20 protein-coding genes are annotated in these 21,796 nt (G+C 66.6%); 12 read left to right on the forward strand and 8 right to left on the reverse strand.

Features of this window, described 5'->3' with window-relative positions; translation table 11 throughout:
* Positions 1–69 precede the first annotated feature (69 nt).
* Entirely contained in the window at positions 70–990 is a 921-nt protein-coding gene (locus tag RSO01_RS21825) for a polysaccharide deacetylase family protein (RefSeq protein ID WP_147151577.1), read from the reverse strand.
* 1 nt (position 991) lies between these two features.
* Entirely contained in the window at positions 992–1,891 is a 900-nt protein-coding gene (locus RSO01_RS21830; RefSeq protein WP_170303253.1) for a polysaccharide deacetylase family protein, read from the reverse strand.
* Between the two features lie 95 nt (positions 1,892–1,986).
* On the opposite strand from RSO01_RS21830, the gene xdhA reads away from it, so the two are divergent.
* Both xdhA and xdhB read left to right on the forward strand, forming a co-directional pair.
* Entirely contained in the window at positions 1,987–3,369 is a 1,383-nt protein-coding gene (xdhA, locus tag RSO01_RS21835; protein WP_147151579.1) for a xanthine dehydrogenase small subunit, read from the forward strand.
* Positions 3,366–5,672, forward strand: a complete 2,307-nt coding sequence (gene xdhB / locus RSO01_RS21840) for a xanthine dehydrogenase molybdopterin binding subunit (protein WP_147151580.1) — start codon at positions 3,366–3,368, stop codon at positions 5,670–5,672. Before xdhA ends, xdhB begins: the two co-directional genes overlap by 4 nt.
* Here xdhB and RSO01_RS21845 read toward each other — a convergent pair.
* The gene (locus RSO01_RS21845; RefSeq protein WP_147151581.1) at positions 5,617–6,240 is read right to left on the reverse strand and encodes a TetR family C-terminal domain-containing protein; all 624 of its coding nucleotides are present in this window, start codon (positions 6,238–6,240) and stop codon (positions 5,617–5,619) included. The genes xdhB and RSO01_RS21845 overlap by 56 nt on opposite strands.
* A gap of 71 nt (positions 6,241–6,311) precedes the next feature.
* On the opposite strand from RSO01_RS21845, the gene RSO01_RS21850 reads away from it, so the two are divergent.
* The 3 genes from RSO01_RS21850 (at position 6,312) to RSO01_RS47440 (ending at position 7,920) form a co-directional block, all read left to right on the forward strand.
* Positions 6,312–6,731, forward strand: coding sequence for a VOC family protein (locus tag RSO01_RS21850; protein ID WP_147151582.1), 420 nt, complete (start codon positions 6,312–6,314; stop codon positions 6,729–6,731).
* Between the two features lie 211 nt (positions 6,732–6,942).
* Entirely contained in the window at positions 6,943–7,740 is a 798-nt protein-coding gene (locus RSO01_RS21855; RefSeq protein ID WP_147151583.1) for an SDR family oxidoreductase, read from the forward strand.
* A gap of 9 nt (positions 7,741–7,749) precedes the next feature.
* Positions 7,750–7,920 (forward strand): hypothetical protein, encoded by a 171-nt coding sequence (locus RSO01_RS47440; protein WP_170303254.1) that lies wholly within the window; start codon positions 7,750–7,752, stop codon positions 7,918–7,920.
* A 3-nt stretch (positions 7,921–7,923) separates the two neighbouring features.
* On the opposite strand, the gene RSO01_RS21860 is transcribed toward RSO01_RS47440, so the two are convergent.
* Positions 7,924–8,883 carry a hypothetical protein gene (locus RSO01_RS21860; RefSeq protein WP_147151584.1) on the reverse strand — a complete coding sequence of 320 codons (960 nt, stop codon included), beginning with the start codon at positions 8,881–8,883 and terminating at the stop codon, positions 7,924–7,926.
* 62 nt (positions 8,884–8,945) lie between these two features.
* Here RSO01_RS21860 and RSO01_RS21865 point away from each other — a divergent pair, with 62 nt between their 5' ends.
* The gene (locus RSO01_RS21865) at positions 8,946–9,563 is read left to right on the forward strand and encodes an HNH endonuclease (protein WP_147151585.1); all 618 of its coding nucleotides are present in this window, start codon (positions 8,946–8,948) and stop codon (positions 9,561–9,563) included.
* Here the strand turns inward: RSO01_RS21865 and RSO01_RS21870 are convergent.
* Positions 9,560–10,729 (reverse strand): acetyl-CoA acetyltransferase, encoded by a 1,170-nt coding sequence (locus RSO01_RS21870; RefSeq protein WP_147151586.1) that lies wholly within the window; start codon positions 10,727–10,729, stop codon positions 9,560–9,562. The two genes, RSO01_RS21865 and RSO01_RS21870, sit on opposite strands and share 4 nt — an antisense overlap.
* A gap of 181 nt (positions 10,730–10,910) precedes the next feature.
* On the opposite strand from RSO01_RS21870, the gene RSO01_RS21875 reads away from it, so the two are divergent.
* From RSO01_RS21875 to RSO01_RS21900, 6 genes are all read left to right on the forward strand, one after another.
* Complete coding sequence (locus RSO01_RS21875; protein WP_170303255.1) at positions 10,911–12,056, forward strand: S1 family peptidase; 1,146 nt, start codon at positions 10,911–10,913, stop codon at positions 12,054–12,056.
* Positions 12,057–12,137: 81 nt separating this feature from the next.
* A complete protein-coding gene (gene cyoA / locus RSO01_RS21880) occupies positions 12,138–13,025 on the forward strand; it encodes a ubiquinol oxidase subunit II (RefSeq protein WP_147151588.1) in 888 nt (295 codons plus the stop codon).
* Between the two features lies 1 nt (position 13,026).
* The gene (cyoB, locus tag RSO01_RS21885; protein ID WP_147151589.1) at positions 13,027–15,003 is read left to right on the forward strand and encodes a cytochrome o ubiquinol oxidase subunit I; all 1,977 of its coding nucleotides are present in this window, start codon (positions 13,027–13,029) and stop codon (positions 15,001–15,003) included.
* Positions 15,000–15,608, forward strand: coding sequence for a cytochrome o ubiquinol oxidase subunit III (cyoC, locus tag RSO01_RS21890; RefSeq protein ID WP_147151590.1), 609 nt, complete (start codon positions 15,000–15,002; stop codon positions 15,606–15,608). The genes cyoB and cyoC overlap by 4 nt, the downstream gene beginning before the upstream one ends.
* Positions 15,608–15,907 (forward strand): cytochrome o ubiquinol oxidase subunit IV, encoded by a 300-nt coding sequence (cyoD, locus tag RSO01_RS21895; RefSeq protein ID WP_147151591.1) that lies wholly within the window; start codon positions 15,608–15,610, stop codon positions 15,905–15,907. Before cyoC ends, cyoD begins: the two co-directional genes overlap by 1 nt.
* A 216-nt stretch (positions 15,908–16,123) precedes the next feature.
* Positions 16,124–17,068, forward strand: a complete 945-nt coding sequence (locus RSO01_RS21900; protein ID WP_170303256.1) for a helix-turn-helix domain-containing protein — start codon at positions 16,124–16,126, stop codon at positions 17,066–17,068.
* A gap of 14 nt (positions 17,069–17,082) precedes the next feature.
* On the opposite strand, the gene RSO01_RS21905 is transcribed toward RSO01_RS21900, so the two are convergent.
* From RSO01_RS21905 to RSO01_RS21915, 3 genes are read right to left on the reverse strand one after another with little or no spacing between them, the layout of a single operon-like run.
* Positions 17,083–17,955 (reverse strand): hypothetical protein, encoded by an 873-nt coding sequence (locus RSO01_RS21905; protein WP_246158663.1) that lies wholly within the window; start codon positions 17,953–17,955, stop codon positions 17,083–17,085.
* Positions 17,956–18,007: 52 nt separating this feature from the next.
* Positions 18,008–19,120 (reverse strand): tetratricopeptide repeat protein, encoded by a 1,113-nt coding sequence (locus tag RSO01_RS21910; RefSeq protein ID WP_147151593.1) that lies wholly within the window; start codon positions 19,118–19,120, stop codon positions 18,008–18,010.
* Between the two features lie 9 nt (positions 19,121–19,129).
* A complete protein-coding gene (locus RSO01_RS21915; protein ID WP_147151594.1) occupies positions 19,130–21,796 on the reverse strand; it encodes a virulence factor SrfC family protein in 2,667 nt (888 codons plus the stop codon).

A 21,796-nucleotide genomic window follows, 5' to 3' on the forward strand; every position in this document is an offset into this window, starting at 1 on the left:
TGATGCCGGCCGGAGGCCGGCGGTCCGGAAGAACATGATCATGAAGCGGGCCGGAGGCCCGCGCTCCTGTCACCCCATCATCGTATCCATGTAGTGCTTCGCGATCTCGCCGGGCGTCGCCTGCCAGACATTGCCGAACCGCTCGATCCGCCGCAGGGCCTCGTCAAGGTGCTTGATCCGGTGCGGCACGCCCATCAGCCAGGGATGGACCGAGAGGTTGAACACCTGGCCGCCTTCCTGGTGCAGCAATTCGAAAGCCTCGCCGACCATGTCGGGATAGCGCGGCGTGGGAATGCGCCGCAGCAAGAGCTGCTGCACGTCGTCCCATTCCGGCTGGTTGGGCAGAGAGACGAACGGCTTGCCGACCTTCATGGGATACGGCTGGTCGTCGTTCGGCCAGTCGAGCACATAGTCCAGCCCGGCATCGGCCAAAAGCTGAGGCGTGCGCTGGCTCTCGCCGTAGTCCTGGCCCAGCCAGCCCGTGGGCCGCACGCCCGCGGCCTTCTCAATGGCGCCGATCGCTTCGGCAATCTCGGCCTTCTCCTCGGCTTCGCTCATCTTGGAGGTGATCATGCGGTTGGCCGAATGGCCATGGGCGATGAACTCGTACTTTCGCTTCTTGAACTGCTCGATGAGGTAGGGATAGCGCTCCGCCGCCAACGCATTGACCGCCACGCCGGCGCGCACCTGGTAGCGGTCGAGCACGTCGAGCACCCGGAAGATGCCGGCCCGGTTGCCATATTCGCGCTGCGTCCAGGTGCGGTAGTCGGGCACGAAGCTGCCGAACTCGCCGATATGCCGAGGGTCGCGATAGCTCTTCTCGTCGGGCAGCAGCTCCCAGTATTCGAGATGCAGCAGCACGAACCAGCCGACGCGCGCATTGCGCGGCCAGGTGAGCTTGGGGCGCATGGGGAAGGGGACGTAGTCGTACCAGGGATTGTCCATCCCGGGCTCGAGCGGCGGCGGGTTCTTGGGAACGGTCGTGCTCATCTCACGCCTCCTTCCCGAGATGCTGCTGGTACGGTTTCAGCCCGTTGGCGACGTACCAGTCCAGGATCTCCTCGGCGGTGCAGACCCAGGCATCCTTGTGCTTGCGGATATAGCCCAGTGCCCGGTCGAGATGTTTCAGCCGGTGCGGTGCGCCCATCATGTAGGGATGGAGCGCAATGCACATCACGCGGCCGTTCTCGCTGCCCTCGCGATAGACCGTGTCGAAGTGGTCGACGATCATTTGGGCGAATTCCTCAGCCTCGACCGGCTGGCGATGGATCAAGGCGTCGTTGAGATCCATGGTGTAGGGCACGTGCATCAGCGTGCCGTGCTTGGTCGCGAGCGGCGTCGGCTGGTCGTCGTGATAGAAGTCGCAGATGTAGTCCAGGCCCGCCTCGCGCACGAGATCGGGCGTGGCGAGCGTGTTGGAGATGGCGGGGGAGAACCAGCCCCGCAGCTTGCGGCCGGTCATCCTGAGGTGGGTCGCCTTGCTATGCTCGATGACCTCGCGCTCCTCCTGCTCGCTGTAGCCCCAGTGGTAGCGCGTGTTGAAGTAGCCGTGGCTCATGTATTCCCAGCGCCGCGCCTCCATGGCTTCAAGGATCTCGGGATACATCTCGATCACCGACATGGAGAGCGACACGGTGCAGCGGACGCTGTGCTTGTCCAGGACCTCGAACATGCGCCACAGGCCGACGCGGTTGCCGTAGTCGCGGCCGCCATAGCCCAGCACGTCGGGATGCGGCATGCGCGGCCAGGGATTGCGCACCCGGACCTCGGCGGGGAGATATTCGTAGTGCTCGATGTTTGGGCAGACCCAGACGGCGACGCGCGCGCCATTGGGCCAGGAAAGCTTCGGTCGCTCGACGACGGGGGAGTAGCTGAACCGGTACGGATCCATTTTCAGGCTCTTGTTGTGGCAGGCGAAGTGCATCATGCGCCGGCCAGCAGAGCAACCGCTTGCGTATGAAGAACACCCCGATCAGAGTCATTCGCATGGCGGACCACATACGTTTTGTCCTCAACGACCAGCCGGTGGAGCTCGATGGCCTCTCGCCGATGACCACGCTGCTCGATTGGCTGCGCGAGCATCGCGGTCTCCGAGGCACCAAGGAGGGCTGCGCCGAGGGCGATTGCGGCGCCTGCACCGTCGTGCTGGAGCGGGCCGACGGCCATCGCGAGGCGATGAATTCCTGCATCGCCCTGCTGGGACAGATCGACGGACAGGCCGTGCGCACTGTCGAGGGCCTGCAGGGACCGGGCGGCGCGCCCCACGCCGTGCAGGCGGCGATGGCCGAGTCGGACGCCACGCAATGCGGCTTCTGCACCCCGGGCTTCGTGATGTCGGCCTACGCCTTCGCCGCGGGCGGCGAGAGGGCCGACCTCGACACCATCCACGATGCATTGGCCGGCAATCTCTGCCGCTGTACCGGCTATCGGCCGATCGTCGCCGCCATGACCAGGGTCGCAGGCCTTGCCGTCGAACCCGCGCCGCAGCTGCCGACGCGGACCGGATCGGCGAGCTTCGACGACTGCTTTCATGCACCGCGCTCGCTCGCCGAGCTTGTGGCCTTGCGCGCCAGGCATTCCGAGGCGCTGCTGCTGGCCGGCGCCACCGATCTCGGCTTGCTGGCCAGCCGGTCACGCAAGCCGCCGGCCGCCGTCATCCATGTCGCGCATGTTCCCGAGCTGACCGCCGTCAGCGAGACCGACAAGCAGGTCACGATCGGCGCTGCGGCAACCTATGCGCAAGCCATGCCGGCCCTGACGTCCAACTATCCGGGGCTGAAGACTTATCTCGCGCGGCTGGGCTCGCGGCAGATCCGCACCATGGGCACCCTGGGCGGCAATATCGGCACGGCCTCGCCGATCGGCGACATGCCGCCGGTGCTGATCGCGCTCGAGTCCAGGCTCAAGCTCACCTCGACGCGCGGTGCGCGCGAAATCCTGCTGGAGGATTTCTTCCTCGACTATCGCAAGACGGCGCTGGTCGCCGACGAAGTGATCGAAAGCATCACGATTCCGAAGCTGTGGCAGGGCGAAGCGTTCTTCTGCGACAAGCTCTCCAAGCGTCGCGACCAGGATATCTCGACCGTGGCGGCCGGCTATCGACTGAGGATCAAGTCCGGCCGCATCGACGATGCGCGCATCGCCTTCGGCGGCATGGCTGCGACGCCCAAGCGCGCGATAGCCGTCGAGACGGCGCTCAAGAAGGACGGCTTTGCCGCCGCCATCGCCGCCGTCGAAACCGAGTTCAAGCCGATCGACGATTGGCGCGGCAGCGCGGCCTATCGCTTGCAGGCCGCGAAGAACCTGCTGCGTCGCCTGGAGCTGCGCGTCACCTCGCCGGGCCAGGCCGTGGAGGTCGAGGCGCTATGAAAGGCCAGATCCATACGGCGCACCGGCACGACAGTGCGCTGAAGCACGTCACCGGCCAAGCGCTCTACATCGACGACATCGCCGAGCCGCCCGGCACACTGCATGCCGCGCTGGTGCTGAGCCCGATCGCCAGCGGGCGCCTGAAGAAGCTCGACCTGTCGGCGGCGGCCTCGTCGCCCGACGTCGTCGCCGTGTTCGCCGCAAGCGACATTCCCGGCCTCAACAACATCGCGAGCCCCGGCAAGCAGGAGCCGTTGTTCGCCGAGGACAAGGTCGAGCATGCCGGCCAGCCGCTGGCCATGGTGGTGGCGCACTCGCTGGACGCAGCGCGCGCCGCGGCCGAGCGCGTGAAGCCCGACATCGAGCCCACCGAGGCGATCCTCGACGTCCAGACGGCGCTCGCCAAACAGGCCTATGTCCAGGCGCCGTCGACCATCCTGCGCGGCGATCCCGATGCGGCGCTGAAGACGGCGCCGCACACGCTGACGGCCGAGTTCAGCGTCGGCGGCCAGGAGCATTTCTATCTCGAAGGCCAGATCGCCTTTGCCCTGCCGGGCGAGGACGGCGACCTTCTGGTGCACTCCTCGACCCAGCATCCGACCGAGGTCCAGCACATCTGCGCCCAGGTGCTGGGCTGCGAGTACAATCGCGTGACGACGATGGTGCGCCGCCTGGGCGGCGGCTTCGGAGGCAAGGAGAGCAACGCCTCGTGGGTGGCTGCCGCCGCTGCTCTGGCTGCGGCCAAGACCGGCAAACCTGTAAAGCTCCGCCTGCCGCGCGAGATCGACATCATCGCCACCGGCAAGCGCCACGGCTTCGACTATCGCTACACGGTGGGCTTCGACGACCAGGGACGCGTGCTGGCGCTCGATGCGGTGCTGGCTGCCGACGCGGGTTTCAGCCTCGACATGACGCCGGGCGTGGTGGCGCGTGCGCTCACCCATATCGACAACGCCTACTGGATCCCGCACGTCCGCGCCGTCGGCTATTCCTGCCGTACCAACAAGCAGTCGAACACGGCGTTCCGCGGCTTCGGCGGGCCGCAGGGCGTGCTGGTGATGGAGGATGCGATCGATCGCATCGCCCACCGGCTCGGCCGCGACGCCAACGAGGTCCGCGCGCTCAATTTCTACGGCCCGGCCGGCGACGAGACGCCGTACGGCCAGAAGATCGAGGAGAACCATCTGCCGCGCTGCTGGGCCGAGGTGAAGCAGCTGGGCGACTGGCAGCGTCGGCGCTCCGAGGTCGATGCCTTCAACAAGGCCAATCCGGTGCTGAAGCGCGGGCTCGGCCTGTTCCCGCTGAAGTTCGGCATCTCCTTCAACCTGCCGCATCTCAACCAGGCCGGTGCGCTGGTGCATGTCTATACCGACGGCTCGATCCGCCTGAACCACGGTGGCACTGAGATGGGGCAGGGCCTGTTCATCAAAGTGGCGCAGGTCGTGGCCGAGGTCTTCAAGGTCGACATCGACCGCATCCGGCCGTCGGCCACCTCGACCGCCGAAGTGCCCAACACCTCGCCGACCGCGGCCTCGACCGGCTCGGACCTCAACGGCTGGGCGGCGTGGGATGCGGCCAACGCCATCAGGCAGCGCATGGTCGCTTTCGCCGCCGAGCATTTCGGCGTCGCCACCGACGACATCGAGTTCGCCGACGGCAACGTGCGCATCGCCAAGCCGGGCAGCAATCAGGTGATGAGCTTCGGCGAGATGGCGAAGCTCTGCTACATGGGCCGCGTTCCGCTGTCGTCGACCGGCTACTACAAGACGCCCAAGATCCATTGGGACGGCGTGGCGATGCGCGGCCACCCGTTCTTCTATTTCTCCTTCGGCGCCGCCATGGCCGAGGTCGCGGTCGACACCTTGACCGGCGAAAGCCGCGTGCTGCGTGCCGACCTGGTGCAGGATTGCGGCGCCTCGCTCAATCCCGCTATCGACCTCGGCCAGATCGAGGGCGCCTTCGTGCAGGGCCAGGGCTGGCTGACCTGCGAGGAATTGTGGTGGGACAAGCAGGGCCGGCTCCGCACAATCGGGCCCTCGACCTACAAGATCCCCGGCAGCCGCGACGTGCCCGTCGTGTTCAATGTGAAGATGCTGGAGAACGCGCCCTCGCGCGAAGCCACGATCTTCCGCTCTAAGGCGGTGGGTGAGCCACCGCTGCTGCTGGCGACCGCAGTGTGGACGGCGCTCAAGGATGCTATCGCTGCGGCCGGCGACCATAAGCAGGCGGTGCGGCTCGATGCGCCGGCTACGCCCGAGCGCGTGCTCGCGGCGATCGAGACGGTACGAACAGCCGCTCAATAAGAAGCGCAAGCGATCGGTCCATCTCGCGGCGTGCCGTCTTCTCGTCCTTGGCTTCGGCGACCCAGAGGGCGGCTTCGTTGAACGCGCCGGCCAGCAGGAAGGTCGTGGGCTCGATCGCGAGCCCGTCGACTGGATGCGCGACCAGCATCGCCGTCACGCCCTCGCGCAGCGAGCGCACGCCGTGCGGCGCGTCGATCTCGCGCCAGCGGTGCCAGCCCAGCACGGCGGGTGCATCGATCAGGTAGATGCGCCGCACCGCAGGATCGAGGCAGGCGTCGAGGAAGGCGCCGGTGCCCACGACCAGGGCCTTGAGCGGATCGTCCATCGGCGTCTCGGCATCGATCTTCTCGGCGATCTCACGCGCCACGTCGCTTGCGACGGCGTCGAACAGCGCGCGCTTGTCCTCGAAGTGATGATAGAGCGCACCGCGCGTGACCTTGGCGCGCCGCACGATTTCCTCGGTGGCCGCGGCCGCATAGCCCTGTTCAGCGAAGATGGTTCGCGCCGCCTTGAGCAAGGCGGCGCGTGTGGCGGCCAAGCGCTCGGCCTGGGTCCGGGGTCTTGACATACATACAGCCTGTATCTAAATCAGCATCGGTACATACAGACAGTATGTAAATCGATGAGGAGGGACGGGCAATGCAGCTGAACCAGTTCTACACAGTCCTCTGCACCGACGACGTGGCCGGCACCGCCGCCTTCTGGCAGCGCCATTTCCAGTTCACGCCGGCCTTCCAGTCCGACTGGTACGTCCATCTCACGTCCAAGGTCGCGACGACGGCCAACCTCGCCATCCTCGACTACCGCCACGATTCCCTGCCGGCGCCGTTCCAGCGCAAGGCGGCGGGGCTGCTGGTCAATCTCGAGGTCGAGGACGTCGATGCCGAATATGCCAAGGCGGTCGCCGCCGGCCTGAAGATCCATGTCACCCTGCGGGACGAGCCGTTCGGCCAGCGGCATTTCATCACCGAGGATCCCAATGGCGTGGCGATCGACGTCATCAAGCCGATCCCGCCGACACCGGAATACGCCGCGCAGTTCATGGTGCCTGAGCCCTAACTTCTCATCTCCTCCCCCGTCATCGGGGGAGGGTAGGGAGGGGGCGAGCCAACGGCGCGCTATTCGAAATTTCAGATCTGAAATTGTCGAGGGCGTTTGTGTTGCCTTCCCCCTCCCTAGCCTCCCCCGATGACGGGGGAGGAGATGAGACCCTCGACTCCCGCGTTCCGGACGATAAGGTGTCGGCCTTCCGTGAATCGGGGAGGACGAGATGGACGTACGTATGGACGGCCGCGTGGCGGCGATCACCGGTGCGAGCACCGGTCTGGGCCTGGCGATGGCCAAGGAATTTGCGGCGTCGGGCGCCTCGGTGGCGCTGCTGGCGCGCAAAGCCGACGCCCTGGCTGCGGCCAAGGCCGAGGTCACCAAGGCCGCCGGCAAGACCAACGCCAAGATCGAGGCCTACTCCTGCGACGTCTCCAAGGCGCAGCCGATCGCCGACACCTTCAAGAAGATCGAAGCCGAGTTCGGCAAGGTCGACATCCTGGTCAACAACGCCGGCATCAGCCACGCCAAGCCGTTCGAGACGGTGACCGACGAGGACTGGCAGGGCGACCTCGACCTGAAACTGTTCGCCGCCATCCGCACGATCCGCGCCGTGCTGCCCGGCATGCGCCAACGCAAGTGGGGCCGCATCGTCAACGTGCTGAACATCGGCGCCAAGGCGCCCAACGGCAACTCGGCGCCGACCAGCGTCAGCCGCGCCGCCGGCATGGCGCTCACCAAGGCGCTCAGCCACGAAAACGCGCCGCACGGCGTGCTGGTCAATGCCATGCTGGTCGGCCTGATCGAAAGCGACCAGTGGGTGCGCCGTCACAAGACCGCGGCCGGCGAGGGCAAGACCTACGAGGAGTTCCTGGCCGGCATGGCCAAGGGCCGCATCCCGCTTGGCCGCATGGGCAAGGCCGAGGAATTCGCGCGCATGGCCTGCTTCCTGTGCTCGGATGCCGGCTCGTTCATCAACGGCGTCGCGATCAACGTCGACGGCGGCGCGAGCCCGGTGGTCTGACGGCCAGCGATGTCGCTTTACGAAGCGTTGGTGCTCGTCGCGATGGTCGGTGTCGGCGGCTTTGCCTGGCACCTCTATCGCAAGGACGCGACGGCGGATCCCGAGACGCAACAGAAGCGGGCGGCCACTAGCCAATCGATGTTCGGGCGCGACCGCGGCAAGCCTGACGGCAAGAGTTGATCGTCAGGGCTGCCGGCCGGCTGGCGTGACGTTCCAGTCGCGCCGCAGCGCCTCGAGGTCACGCTCGACCCAGTCCCACACGGTCCACTTGGGGTCGAAGATATCGACCGTCATCTCAGCGCCGCGGGCCCAGGCGTGCCAGAACTCGTCGGGGTCGAGCCCGCCCGTGCCAGCATGGCCGACGTCGTTCATGTGCTCGCCGAAATGGAAGAAGAAGATCACCGGCAGGATGTGCCCGCTCATCGGGTTGATCGGATGCATGGCGGCGGTGAAGGTCGAGACCAGAAGCTCGCCGCGCGCACTGGTGTCGTAGCCCGAGATCACGTGGGTGGAATCATGCGGCGTGCCGAAGCCCGCGTTCAGCGCTTCCGGGTCGCCGGGGAACGGGTAGCCGTTCTTCTTGTCGAAGTCCCACAAGGCCTTGCCGAATGTGTTCTGCGGCAACTGGCCCAACGCTTCATAGCGGGCCACGAGCGCGGGGGCGGCGCTGCCGCCGACATAGGGCCTGATCCATGTGTTCGGATCGAGACCCTCCGATGAGCGGCTGAGCACGCTGTCGAAATTCTTGCGCCACATGTCAGCGGTCGCCCAGGCGAGATGGCCCGACGCCGCCTCGACGAGATCGGTGAGGTAGTCGGCCTCGACGTCGAGGGCACGGGAATATTCCAGCACGCGCGCGAGCTTGTGGCGATCGAGCTCGCCATCGACCAGCGCCATGATGGCAAGGTACTTCACCGCCTCGTGCGCCAGATCCGGATTGCCGTGCAGGGTGGAGACGAGATCGGACGGCGCCACCGCGGGCAGCGTCCCGATGTCCAAAAGGTCATGACGGCGCAACAGGTAGCGCCCGGCCGCGAGCACGCTCGTGGTGTCGGCCCAGGTGATGGCGTGACCGCCAGCGAGCGCAATCTGGCGCATGGCGCCCAGAATGGCGTTGCTCTCGCCGCGCCCGATTTCGCGCACTGCTGATGCCCCCTGTACTTCAGCGAAGGCCGACTATAGCTACGGTGTCAGGGGAGCTGGAGATGAAATTCAAAAGGCCGCTCAAGATAACGAGTCGCAGCTCTTCGGTGACGAACGGTTTCGTCCAGGCGATCATACCGAGTGTCGAACCAACGCCTGAGAAGAGGAGCGAAGCCCTTGCCCAACTAGGTATGACCCCTGACGCGATCACATGCATTTACTGTGGGGCCGCTGCCACTGACTGGGACCATCTCAGACCGCTTGTGCGCAAGAAAAGACCGACCGGCTATATCAACGAGGTTCGCAACCTCGTGCCTTCTTGTGGCCCGTGCAATCAATCCAAGAGCGGTTCTGACTGGCGCCGATGGATGGTAAGCGCGGCGCGAGGTTCACCCAAGGCAAAGGGCGTCGCCGACCTGGATGAACGGATTGCCCGCCTGGAGTCTTTCGAAGCGTGGGGCAAAGTCGAGCCCCTCGATCTGCGCGATCTGGCGGGGGCAGAAAACTGGGAATCGTACTGGCAACGCCTTGCCACGATTGAGCAGAAGATGCAGGAAGCGCAGCTTCAGGCTGCAGAGTTACAGGCCGCCATACGTGGAGCCCTGAGTACACGCGAAGGTGCCGTTTCATTCGGCACCCCCGAGAGTGTCAAGAAAGACGATGGCGAAACGGCCCGCTAGCGCAGCGGCTCGAGGATGCTGACGTAGTTGGCCACCGCTGCGCCACCCATGTTGAACACGCCGCCGATCCTGGCCTTGGGCAGCTGCAGTGCGCCGGGCGCCGTGCCGGAGAGCTGCATGGCCGACATCACGTGCATGCTGACGCCGGTGGCGCCGACCGGATGGCCCTTGGCCTTGAGGCCGCCCGAGACATTGACCGGCAGCTTGCCGTCGCGCTCGACCCAGCCTTCGTGGATGGCGCGCTCGCCTTCGCCCGGAGCCGTGAGGCCCATCGCCTCGTATTCGATCAGCTCGGCCGAGGTGAAGCAGTCGTGGCTTTCGACGAACGACAGATCGAGCAGGTCGAGCCGCGCCGAAGTCAGCGCCCTCTTCCAGGCGAGCGCCGGGCCCTCGAACTTGATGATGTCGCGCTTGCTCATCGGCAGGAAGTCGTTGACCTGCTCGGCGGCGCGGAAGGCGATCACCTGCTTCATGCCGAGCGCCGTCGTGACGTCGGTCAGGATCACCGCTGCCGCGCCATCGGTCACCGGCGAGCAGTCGGTGCGCTTCAGCGGTCCCGCCACGAACGGGTTCTTGTCCGAGGGATTGCGGCAGAACTCGTAGGCGAACTCCTTCTGGAAGTGCGCGAAGGGGTTCTTGACGCCGTTCTTGTGAGCCTTGACCGCGATCTTGGCGAGCGCGTCGGACTTGTCGCCGTAGCGCTGGAAGTAGGCCGAGGTGATCTTGCCGAAGATGCCGGCGAAGCCCGCCTCGATGTTGGCCTCCTCGGCGACGTACGAGGCCTTGATCAGCACCTCGCCCGCCTGGGCGGAGTTGAGCTCGGTCATCTTCTCGACGCCGACCACCAGCACGAAACGCGCCTTGCCGGCGGCCAGCGTGTTCAGGCCCATGTGGATGGCGGCCGAGCCGGTGGCGCAGGCGTTCTCCACGCGGGTCGACGGCTTGAAGCGCAGGTCGGGATGGGCCTGCAGCGCCAGCGAGGAATGGAATTCCTGGCGCACGAAGCCGCCATTCATGTTTCCGACATAGATGACGTCGACGTCCTTGGGCTCGATGCCGGCATGGGCAATGGCCTCAGTGGCCGCCTTCACGATCAGCGATTCGCTGGTCTCGCCATCGAGCTTGCCGAACTTGCCGTGGGACCAACCGACGATGCAGGCCGTCATGGAACTCTCCTTCGATACTGACCGACCCTAGACGCCGCGCTGCGGCGGGTCGAGGCCGGCAGCTGGTATGTGCATATACACTTATATCGTTTGCCGGGCCATGCAAGAGGCTCCACAGTGCCCAAATTCCGCCGCCGCCACGGTATTGACTGCGCCCTTTCCCGGGAGCCCACTTCCATCCATGGCCGAGAACGCGCCGTCGCCTGAAGAACGTCCGAAATCCCGCTGGCCGCTGATTCTGGGCGGCCTGGTCGGCGGCTTTTTGCTGCTGGCCGCCGGTCTGGCGCTCGGCTGGTACCTGTTCTATCGCCCGATCGTGAATGTCGCGGTGCAGTTGCCCGCACCGCCAGCGCCGCCCGCACCGCCGGGTCCCGACCAGGCGCAGGTCAAGGCGCTGGAAGAGCAGATCGAGAAGCAGAAGGCCGCCAACAAGCAGATCGAGGACCAGATCGCGTTCCTGAAGGAGCGGCTCAAGGCCGACGTCTGCACCATCAAGGATCCGCTGGGCAAGGGGCCGAGCTCGCCGGCACCCGCCGGCGCGCTGCCCGAGCGCAAGACCGAGGCGCCGACTGGCTCCGGGCCTGGCCCCGCAAAGGTCACACCGGCCGCGGCCTCGATGGATCTGCCGCAGACCGGCGGCAAAGCCGGCAAGATGACTCCGGCGGGCCTGGCGCAGGCACTCGAGCAAGCCACCGTCCTGGTGGTGTCAGCCGGAGGCGATAGTGGCTCCGGCTTTTTTGTTGCCCCCAACTACGTGGTGACCAACCACCATGTCGTCGGTCGCGCCGCGCCCGGCAGCGAAGCGCTGATCCTGAGCAAGCATCTCAAGACCGGTTACATCGGCACCGTCGTCGCGACATCGCAGACCGGGCAGGGGACCGAGGCCGACTATGCCGTGATCAAGGTCGACGACGTTCCGGCGGGCAGCGTGCGGCCGCTGCCGTTGGCCGCTGAGCCGACGGCGCTGGGCGACGTGATCGCGGCCGGCTATCCGTCGATCGCCATCGCCCAGGACCGCAACCTGCGACGCCTGGTGGCGGGCGACCTCAAGGCCGCGCCCGAGGTCGTGCTGACCAAGGGCACGGTGAGCGCGGTGCAGAACAAGGAACGCAACACGCCGATGGTATTGCACTCGGCCGACATCTCGGCCGGCAATTCGGGCGGGCCGCTGATCGATTCCTGCGGCCGCGTCGTCGGCATCAACACCTACATCGTCACCAGCCGGCAGACGACCAAGGCGAACTATGCCCTGGGCAGCTCGTGGCTGGCGGCGTTCCTGCGCGGCGCCAAGACACCGTTCGATTGGCGGGCCGACAGCTGTGCGTGAGCGGGCAAAAGATTCATTTGCCCAACACAAGATGTAGCTTCAATCTAACCCCACTGCTTAATCATCGGTGCGGGCGGGGGCGTGAAGCAGGCAGTCGTTACAGTACGTTACGCGGCGCTTGCGGTACTGGCCCTGCTGGTCGCCGGCTGCGACCGCCTGGTTGTGCTCAACCCCAAGGGGCCGATCGCAGACGCCGAGCGCGGCCTGATGATCGACGCCTTCACGGTCATGATGATCGTGGTCGTGCCGGTCATCCTGATGGCGCTTTGGTTCGCCTGGCGTTATCGCGCGGGCCGCAACGCCCGCTATGAGCCGACCTGGGACTATTCAGGCAAGGTCGACGCCGTCGTCTGGCTGGTTCCGGCGCTGATCGTCATCGCCGTCGCCGTGCTGCTGTGGCGCAGCACGCACAAGCTCGATCCCTATCGCGAGATCGCCTCCTCGACGCCGCCGCTCGACGTCCAGGTCGTGGCCCAGGACTGGAAGTGGCTGTTCATCTATCCCGAGCAGGGCGTGGCGTCGGTCAACCAGCTCGCCATCCCGGCCGGCCGGCCGATCAGCCTGCGCATCACCTCCGATACGGTGATGAACTCCTTCTACGTGCCGGCGCTGGCCGGCCAGATCTACGCCATGGCCGGCATGCAGACCCGCCTGCAGATCCTGGCCGACAAGCCCGGCAAGTTCGTCGGCCGCAACACCCAGTACTCGGGCGGCGGCTTCTCCGACCAGTTCTTCGAGGTGGTGGCGATGAGCCAGGCCGACTTCGACGCCTGGGTGGCGAAGGCCAAGCAGGCGCCGGCCAGGCTCGATCCGCCGACCTACGCCAAGCTCGCCGAGAAGAGCCGGCTCAACCCCATCACCTTGTACTCGGCGGTCGAGCCCAAGCTCTTCGACGCCATCATCGACAGGTACACGGGCGGCCACCAGGCGCATGGCGGCCAGACGCCGACCGCGCCGGCGCGGAGATAGCATGTTCGGAAGACTGACCATCGAGGCCCTGCCGTTCTACAGCGCCATTGCCGCCACCGGCGCGGCGATGGTGGTGGGCGGCGCGCTGCTGGTTGCCATCGTCATCACCTGGCTCAAGGGCTGGGTCTATCTGTGGCAGGAGTGGCTGACCAGCGTCGACCACAAGCGCATCGGCGCCATGTACATCATCCTGGCGCTGATCATGCTGCTGCGCGGCTTCGTCGACGCCATCATGATGCGCGCCCAGCAGGCGATGGCGCTGAACAACGGCGGCTACCTGCCGCCCGAGCATTTCGACCAGATTTTCAGCTCGCACGGCACGATCATGATCATCTTCATGGCCATGCCGTTCATGACGGGGCTCCTGAACATCGCCGTGCCCTTGCAGATCGGCACGCGCGACGTCGCCTTTCCGTTCCTGAACTCGCTCAGCCTCTGGCTTGCCGCCTCGGGTGCGAGCCTGGTCATGGTCTCGCTGGTGATCGGCAAGTTCTCGACCGCCGGCTGGACGGGCTATCCGCCTTATTCGGGCATCCAGTACAGCCCGGGCGTCGGCGTCGACTACTGGATCTGGGCGCTCTTGATCAGCGGCGTCGGCTCGACCCTCTCGGGCATCAATTTCATCGTCACCATCCTCAAGCGGCGCGCGCCGGGCATGACCCTGATGCGCATGACGCCGTTCGTGTGGACCGCGCTTTGCACCTCCGTCCTCATGGCCTTTGCCTTCCCCGCGATCACCGTGGCGTGCATCCTGCTGGCGCTCGACCGCCTGCTCGGCATGCACTTCTTCACCAATGAGCTGGGCGGCAACATGATGAACTACGCCAACGTGTTCTGGATCTGGGGCCATCCGGAGGTCTACATCCTGATCCTGCCGGCGTTCGGCGTGTTCTCCGAGGTCGTGGCGACCTTCTCCAGGAAGCGGCTGTTCGGCTACGAATCGCTAGTCTATGCCACGGCGGCGATCGCCATCCTGAGCTTCACCGTCTGGCTGCACCATTTCTTCACCATGGGCTCCAGCGCCAACGTCAACGCCTTCTTCGGCGTCACGACCATGGTGATCGCGGTGCCCACGGGCGTGAAGGTGTTCAACTGGCTGCTGACCATGTATCGCGGCCGCATCACCTTCCATCCCTCGATGCTGTGGACGGTGGGTTTCATCGCCACCTTCGTGATCGGCGGCATGACGGGCGTGCTGCTGGCGGTGCCGCCCGTCGACTTCCTGATGCACAACACGACCTTTCTGGTCGCGCACTTCCACAACATGATCATCCCCGGCGTGCTGTTCGGCTACCTCGCCGGCTACATGTACTGGTTCCCCAAGGCCTTCGGCTTCAAGATGAACGAGCCGTGGGGCACCGCGGCCTTCTGGTTCTGGATCGTCGGCTTCTACCTCGCCTTCATGCCGCTCTATGTGCTGGGCATGATGGGCATGCCGCGGCGCATGGAGCAGTACAACGATCCCTCCTGGCAGCCCTGGCTGGTCGCGGCCTCGATGGGCGCCGTGCTGATCATGATCGGCATCGCCTGCCTCATCATGCAGGTCATCGTCTCGATCCGCGACCGCAAGAAGAACCTGGACGTGACCGGCGATCCCTATGATGGCCGCACGCTCGAATGGGCGACCTCCTCGCCGCCGCCGCCCTACAACTTCGCCGTCCTGCCCGAGATCCGCGACCGCGAGGCGCTGCTCGACATGAAGGAGCGTGGCGTGGCCTACACGCCGCCGGCCCGCTACCACGACATCGAGATCCCCAAGAATTCGCCGGCCGGCGTCATCATGGGCGGGCTCTCCTTCGTGTTCGGCTTCGCCATGGTGTGGTGGATCTGGTGGCTGGCGATCCTGTGCGGGCTTGCCATGTGGGCCACCATGATCTGGCGCTCGTCGGACGATGAGACCGACTTCGTGCTGACCGCCGCGGAGGTCGAGCGCCTGGAGAGGGCGCGCTACCGCGAGCTCGAGGCGGCGCGCTCATGAACGCCAACGTGACCGCCGTTCCCGGCCATCCGCATTCCGAAGCGGCGGAGATCCACGCGCAGCGCGAGCTGGGCTTCTGGCTCTACCTGATGGGCGACGCCATCATCTTCGCCCTGCTGTTCATGACCTACGGCATCATGGTCGGCAATACGGCGGGCGGCCCGGCGGGCAGGCAGCTCTTCAGCCTGAACAACGCCGCGCTCGAGACGGCGCTGCTGCTGATCAGCAGCACGACCTTCGGCTTCGCCTCCCTGTCGTCGCGGGCGGGCAACCGCTCGGCGGTGATGGGCTGGCTCGCCATCACCTTTCTGCTCGGCGCGGGCTTCGTGTTCCTCGAGATCCGCGAATTCCTGGGCATGATCCGCATCGGCGCCGGGCCCGACCGCAGCGGCTTCCTGTCGGCCTTCTTCACCCTGGTCGGCACGCACGGCACCCACGTCAGCGTCGGCCTGATCTGGATCCTGATCCTGTGCGCGCAGGTCGCGATCAAGGGCCTTAGCCTGCCCGTGACCTCGCGCCTGTTTCGGCTCGGCCTGTTCTGGCATTTCCTGGATATCGCCTGGGTCGGCATCTTCTCCGTCGTCTACCTTCCGGGGCTCCTGTGATGGAACGGCACGGTCTTGCGTCCTACCTGATCGGCTTCGTGCTGGCCGTCATCTTGACGGCGATCCCGTTCTGGCTGGTCTACACCCACGCCCTGCCGCCCTCGCGCATCATGTGGATCATCGCCGGCGCCGCGGTGCTACAGATCCTGGTGCATCTGCACTTCTTCCTGCACATCAACTTCACGACGACGCCCAAGGAGAACCTGCTGGCGATCTCCTTCACCGCCGTCCTGATCTTCCTGATGGTGGGCGGCAGCCTCTGGATCATGATCGACCTGCATCAGCGCATGGCGCTCTGATCTCCCTGCATCTTCGGTGCGGTTAGGTTCGAGTTCGACACGATATCGCTGGCTATTCCTCATCGCTCACGTATCACTGCGCCTGGGATCCAAGGTTTTCTTGGTTGGGGTATGGGTGAGGCTGGGAAGCTTCCTTTCAGTCTATTCACGACAGGGCATCTGAGGCCGAGCGACCAGTTCGAGGCATGGCACGAGAGCATCTCGGTCATTTTCGACGTGGCGCCGCGTGCCGATCATCGGCCGGAGAGCGGCTTCGCGGCGACCGTGCGTGGATGGCATCTCGGGCATCTGCTGGTCTCGGCGGTTGATTTCGACGGCCAGCGCTTCGTGCGCGACCGGCGCAAGACCATCGCAGACGGGCTCGACCACTATCTCGTGCAGCTCTATGCGGCCGGCGGCCTAGTCGGCGAGGCCGGCGACCGCGGGCGCGTGCTGCGCGCCGGCGATGTGCAGATCCTCGACCTCAGCCAGCCGAACGTCACGCGGGCGGCGGCCTCCGGCACCGTCGCCATCGTCGTGCCGCGCGAGGTGCTCGACGAGGCGATACCGGAGCCGGGCGACCTGCACGGACTGGTCCTGCGGTCCAACAGCGGCATGGGTGGCCTGCTCGGCGATTACATGCAGTCCCTGGTGGCGCGCGCCGACGCCATCACGCTTGCCGAGGCGCCACTGGTCGCGCAGGCAACGACCGACATGATCGCCGCCTGCTTCAAGTCGACCGCCGAGACGGCCGAGCGCGCCCGCGACGCCATCGAGAGGACGATGCGCCAGCGCATCCAGCGCCATATCGCGGCCAACCTCGACTCACCCGCGCTGCACGCCGAGGCGCTCTGCGCGCGGTTCCGCATCTCGCGCAGCCAGCTCTATCGGCTGTTCGAGCCTCTGGGCGGCGTCGCCCACTACATCCAGGAGCAGCGGCTGGCCCGCGCCTGCGCCGAGCTCGGCAATCCGGCGCACGACCATCGCCGCATCTACGAGATCGCCTATGCACTCGGCTTCTCGAGCGAGGCCCATTTCAGCCGCGTCTTCCGCGCGACATTCGGCTTGAGCCCTAGCGACGTGCGGGCGCGCGCGCAGACCGCCCGTATAGAGGCCAGCCGGCCGGCAACGAACGGCGCTGCCAACGGCGGCTATGAGGACTGGGTGCGCGACCTCAAGTAGACGCTAGACGGGGCTCACTTCGAAGCCGTCGCTCCCGTCGCGACGTTGAGCACGGACCCATCTTCGAGGCTGATGCGATAGATCTCGCGCAGCACGTTGCCGGCGAAGCCCAGTTCGACGATGGACACCGTCTTGAACGACGTCGCAATCCCGTTCGGCAGGATCTCGTTGAATTCCACCGCGGTCTGGTTGAAGGCCGCCTGGATCTCCGGCGTGAACCTAGCCATGGAGTATACCAGCGTGTTGTGCGGATTGTGCGCGCGCAGTTCCTTGCCGTCCTTCACGACGTTCAAGCCGCTCACGCCGACGGTCTGAACGAGCTCCTTGGCGGCGTCGCTCATGACCGCATAGACCGGCCCGGTGACGCGCGGCAGTGGGCCGTCGCGCAATGACGTGAGGGCTGCGGTGGCAACCGTGTTGAACGCCATCATGGCCTCGAAGCTCTGGCCCTCCTTCACGATCCCGAGATCAAGCCACCAGGGATGGCCCGCGCCCTTGGCGGCTTCCGTCGTGTAGAAGGTCTTCAGCGTTACGTTCAGAGCGGCCGGCAGCTTGGGCAACGCCTTCAGCATCCTGTCCGGCGTCGTCGGGTCGGCGTTGTGAATGTGCAGGACGGTGACGTGCGGGATGTTGAAGCGCAGGGCTTCGTCGTAGAGCTTGGTGTTCAGCAGCTTTTCTCGCAGCAGCCCGCCGATCGTCCGCGCGAGAAGATCATTCACCTCGGCCGGCAGCGTATAGACGAGGCCAAAGGTGCGCTTGTGCTCGCGGAATGCGGGCAAACTCAGCGCGCTGTTGTCGATCGCACCTTGCGCGGCGGCGCTGTGCACGTTGAGCATGGCCATGCCAGAAAGGGCGATGGCGGCCAGCCGGATCAGCCTGGGTTTCACGCGAGCCTCCCGAGTCCCGATACGCAGGAGCTTACAGCAATTTGCGTGCCCGCTATTTCGGCAGGGCGTCGAGGACCTTCTTGGCGTCGGCGTCGTTCTGCGCGGCCGCCTGCTGCAGCCAGCCCTTCGCCTTGGCGGCGTCGACCGGCAGGTTGGCGCCGCCCTTGGCGAGCAGCAGGCCGAGCTTGCGCTGCGCCTCGGGCGAGCCGGCGAGGGCGGCGCGCTCGTACCACTCGGCCGCGCGCGCGGCATCGGGCGTGAAGCCTGCCTTGGGCGGCGCCGTCAGCGGATCGTAGAACTGGGCGAGCTCGAGCTGGGCCGGCACGTTGCCGGTCTCGGCGGCGCGGCGGAACACCAGGAAGGCCGCGCCCATCTCGCCGGCCTTGGCGTAGTCGCGCGCCTTGGCGAGCATGGCCTCGGGCGTGGGCTTGGTCGCGAGATACTCGCCGACGATGTCGCGCACCGACTTGCCCGGCGCGCTCGCGGCAGGTACGGGCGCAGGTGCCGGCGTTGGCGTGGCGGGTGCCGCGGCGACCACGGGCGCGGGTTTCTGGAAGTAGGTCGTGTAGACGTGATAGCCGCCGCCCGCGAGGGCGACGAGGACCAGGGCCGCGATCAGCCAGCCAGCGCGGCCCGACGGCTCCGGTTTCGGATCGAGCGCGCGCGAGGCGCGCAGCTCGGGTCGCGGCGGCGGCGTGAAGGGCGGGGCCGGCGGTTCGGGGGCGGGCTCCGGCTCCGGCTCGGGCGGCGGGGGTTCGGGCGCGGCTTTCGGCTGGGCGCGGCGCAGGCGCACCGTCTCGTCGTCCAGGCGACGCGAGGGATCGAGCGCGCCTGAGGTCAACATGGCGGGCCAGGCGACGACGGTCGTGCCGACGACGCCGATGTCGGGCTCCTTCACGCGCACGCGCACCGTGGCGATGCCGGCCAGACGATCGCAGATTTCGGGGCCGAGATGGAACTCCAACACGTCGCGGCGGCGCTCGACATGCTCGGGCAGCAGCCAGGCCTCGGTGCGCCGCCAGCCGTCGTCGGCGAGATGCGAGTCGGGTCCCTGCTGGCGCTGGATCGACAGCGCGAGACCGTCGGGCGCGGCGTCGAGTTCGCTCACGCGCAGGATGGCGTGACCGGGCTCGGCCAGGGCTTCAACGGAGGCGCGGACGGGCATGGTGAAGGACTAGGCCGGCACGGCGCGCAGGATGGCGCCCAGCCGGTCGTTCTGCTCCGGCGAGATCTCGCGGCCGCCTTCGTAGCCGACATTGTCCATGGCGAGCTGCAGGAAGGCGCGCATCCAGTCCTTGCAGTAGTCGGCGTAGATCGGCTGCGGGTTCTCCAGGAGCTGCGGCATGCCGTTCACCACCGTCGGCCCCTCGAACACCCGCCTGGTCGGCGCATGCGGCGGCAGGCCGGGCCGCTGGTCGAGCGGCAGATGGTCGAAGCCCAGCGCGCTGACATAGCCGTTCAATGCCGACGAGGCAGTGCGTACCTGGCGCTCGGCGATCTCCTCCCATTTGGCGTTGGCCGCATTCTCCAGCTCGCGCACCTCGTGGCTGAGCTGGTCGATGAGTTTCAGGCGATGGGCGCCGACGATCAGCTCGTCGATGAGCCAGCCGAGATGCTGGCGGTCGACACCGAAATGCGACAGCGCCTTCTCGTCGGCGCCGACGCGCCGCATGTTCTCGAGCCAGTAGTCGGCGGCTTCGCGGGCGAAGCGCTCGGCGCGGTCCTCCAGCACGCCCGACGGCGGCGCCGAGCGGCCGGCCTCCTCGCCGAACACGTCGGCAAAGATGGCGCCGAGATCGACGGCGGCGCCAGTCGACTGCGCGACCTGGGACGTCGGCTTGCCGTTGCGGCCGTTGGCTTCGTCGGAGGGACGCGCGGTGGAGATGCGGAAATAGATCTCGCGCAGGGCGGAGTCGGCGATCTGCAGCGCCGCCATCAGCTCGCCGAAGAGCTGCTGCTGGATGCAGCTCGCCAGGCCGCGCAGCACGGTGTGCACCAGGTCCCGCTTCTTGGCCCGCGAATCGCCGTCGGCGGCGCTGTGGAAGCCGGCCAGCCGGTCGACCAGGCGATGGATCTGCACTTCGAGCTGGCCGCGCACCTGGGCGCGCTTGATCGCCGGATCGCACACCGGGATCAGGCTTTTCACGAGATACGACACGCCGCCGTCATTGGCCTTGAAGGCCTCGTCCCAGGCGCGTGCCGGATCGGCGAAGTGCCGGCGCACCTCGGTATTGGCGACGAAATGACCGCGCAGCTCGCGCGCCCGCTCGGCGAAGGTCTCGGCGATGCCCTGCTCGCGGCCGCCGTCATAGTCCATCAGCCGCTCGTCGATGACGGTCGGATTCCTGAGCCAGAAGGTGTTGTCGAACGGCTTGCTGTCCCAATTGGCCGGCCACTCGCCGCGGAAGTTGTTGATCAGCGAGTTGTTGAGGCGGGCCGACCAGCGCAGCTTCCTCGATTCCTCGGTCTCGCCCGCCTTCTGCTCGAACTCGCGGTCCATCTTGGTCAGCACCAGGAACAGCGCGTTCTTCTGCTTGGCGCGGTCGGCCGGCGTGGCGCCGATCGTCTGGTCGATCCAGGCCGACATCATATCGGAGAGGTCGCGGACCTCCTGGTTGCCGTCGGGGATGCAGAGCAGGATGGCCGACAGCTCGCGCTCGGCAGAGTAGCGCTGGAACAGATAGGCGACCTTGCCGCGCAGCAACAGCTCACGCAGCGGGTTGGCGCCCTCGGCGACGCCCTTGGCCTTGGCGACGTCGGTGAGGTTCGCGAGCTTCAAGCGCGAGCGCGCGCCCGGGAAGTCCAGAAGGTCGGTGTGGTCGAAGAAGTCCCAGGGCTTCTCGGCGATGGCGACCGAGAGCTCGGCGGTCAGCGCGCAGATCAGCGAGCGCGGAAGCTCGGCGTCGGGCAGGGCGCGACCGTCGGTATGTTTGGGACGCACCAGCAGGGTGTCGGCGTCATCTGCGCCAAGCTTGTCGAGAGTCAGCACGTCGACGATGCTCTTCTCGCGCGGGATTAGCGCGTCCATGCCGAGCGACGCCTCGCCTGCGAAGGAGAGCTTCTGCAAGCCGTCGTAGAGCGTGAGGTAGAGATCGGTGAACGGCTGGAAGTCGTACCACAGCACCGACCACAGCCGGGCGCGGTCGTGACCCGACAGGCGCGGCGCAAGATCGATCGCCTCGCGCCAGTAGTCGGTGCGCAGCTCGGCGGTAACGCCGGCGAAGAAAGTGTCGAAGTACTCGATCAGGTCCAGGACGTCGTCGGAATCGAGGTCGCCGTACGGCTGCGCAGCGGCCTTGGCGCGCAGCTCGGCCAGGCGCTTGCGGATCGCCGCGCCATCGGGCCGCTCGAACGCCGCCTTCTGATGGTCGAAGTCGAGCAGGAAGGAGTTGCCCAGGATCTTCACGATGTCGGTCTGCGTCAGCAGCCGCACGCGGACGGGGAACGCCGCGTCGCCGGCGCTGAGGCCGAGACCGAAGCGCGTCACCAGGCCGGTCGATTCGCGGTTACCCGGCGGATTGATCTCGCGCAGGAAGTCGTAGCTCTTCTCGCCGAAGCGAGCCTGCATCGGCCGGCCGTCGCGGCTCGCCAGGATGGAGACGAGATAGCTCTTGCCGGCCTGGCTCGGACCGAACACACCCACGCACATGCGCCGCCGCGCGGCGCGTGCCAGCTTGCGGCTCTGGTTGCGGACCTTCTGCAGCTCGCTGATCAGCGACGGCGCCTGCTGGGCCACCGTGGGAGACTCGTCCGCGGCGCCCTTCAGCCACGTCACGCCCTCGCTGGCGGAAACCGCCAACGCTTCGCAATCCTGGGCCAGTTTGAGATCGACGGTATCCAT

Origin of the sequence: Reyranella soli (genome assembly GCF_007992495.1) — a bacterium.
Taxonomy (GTDB): domain Bacteria; phylum Pseudomonadota; class Alphaproteobacteria; order Reyranellales; family Reyranellaceae; genus Reyranella; species Reyranella soli.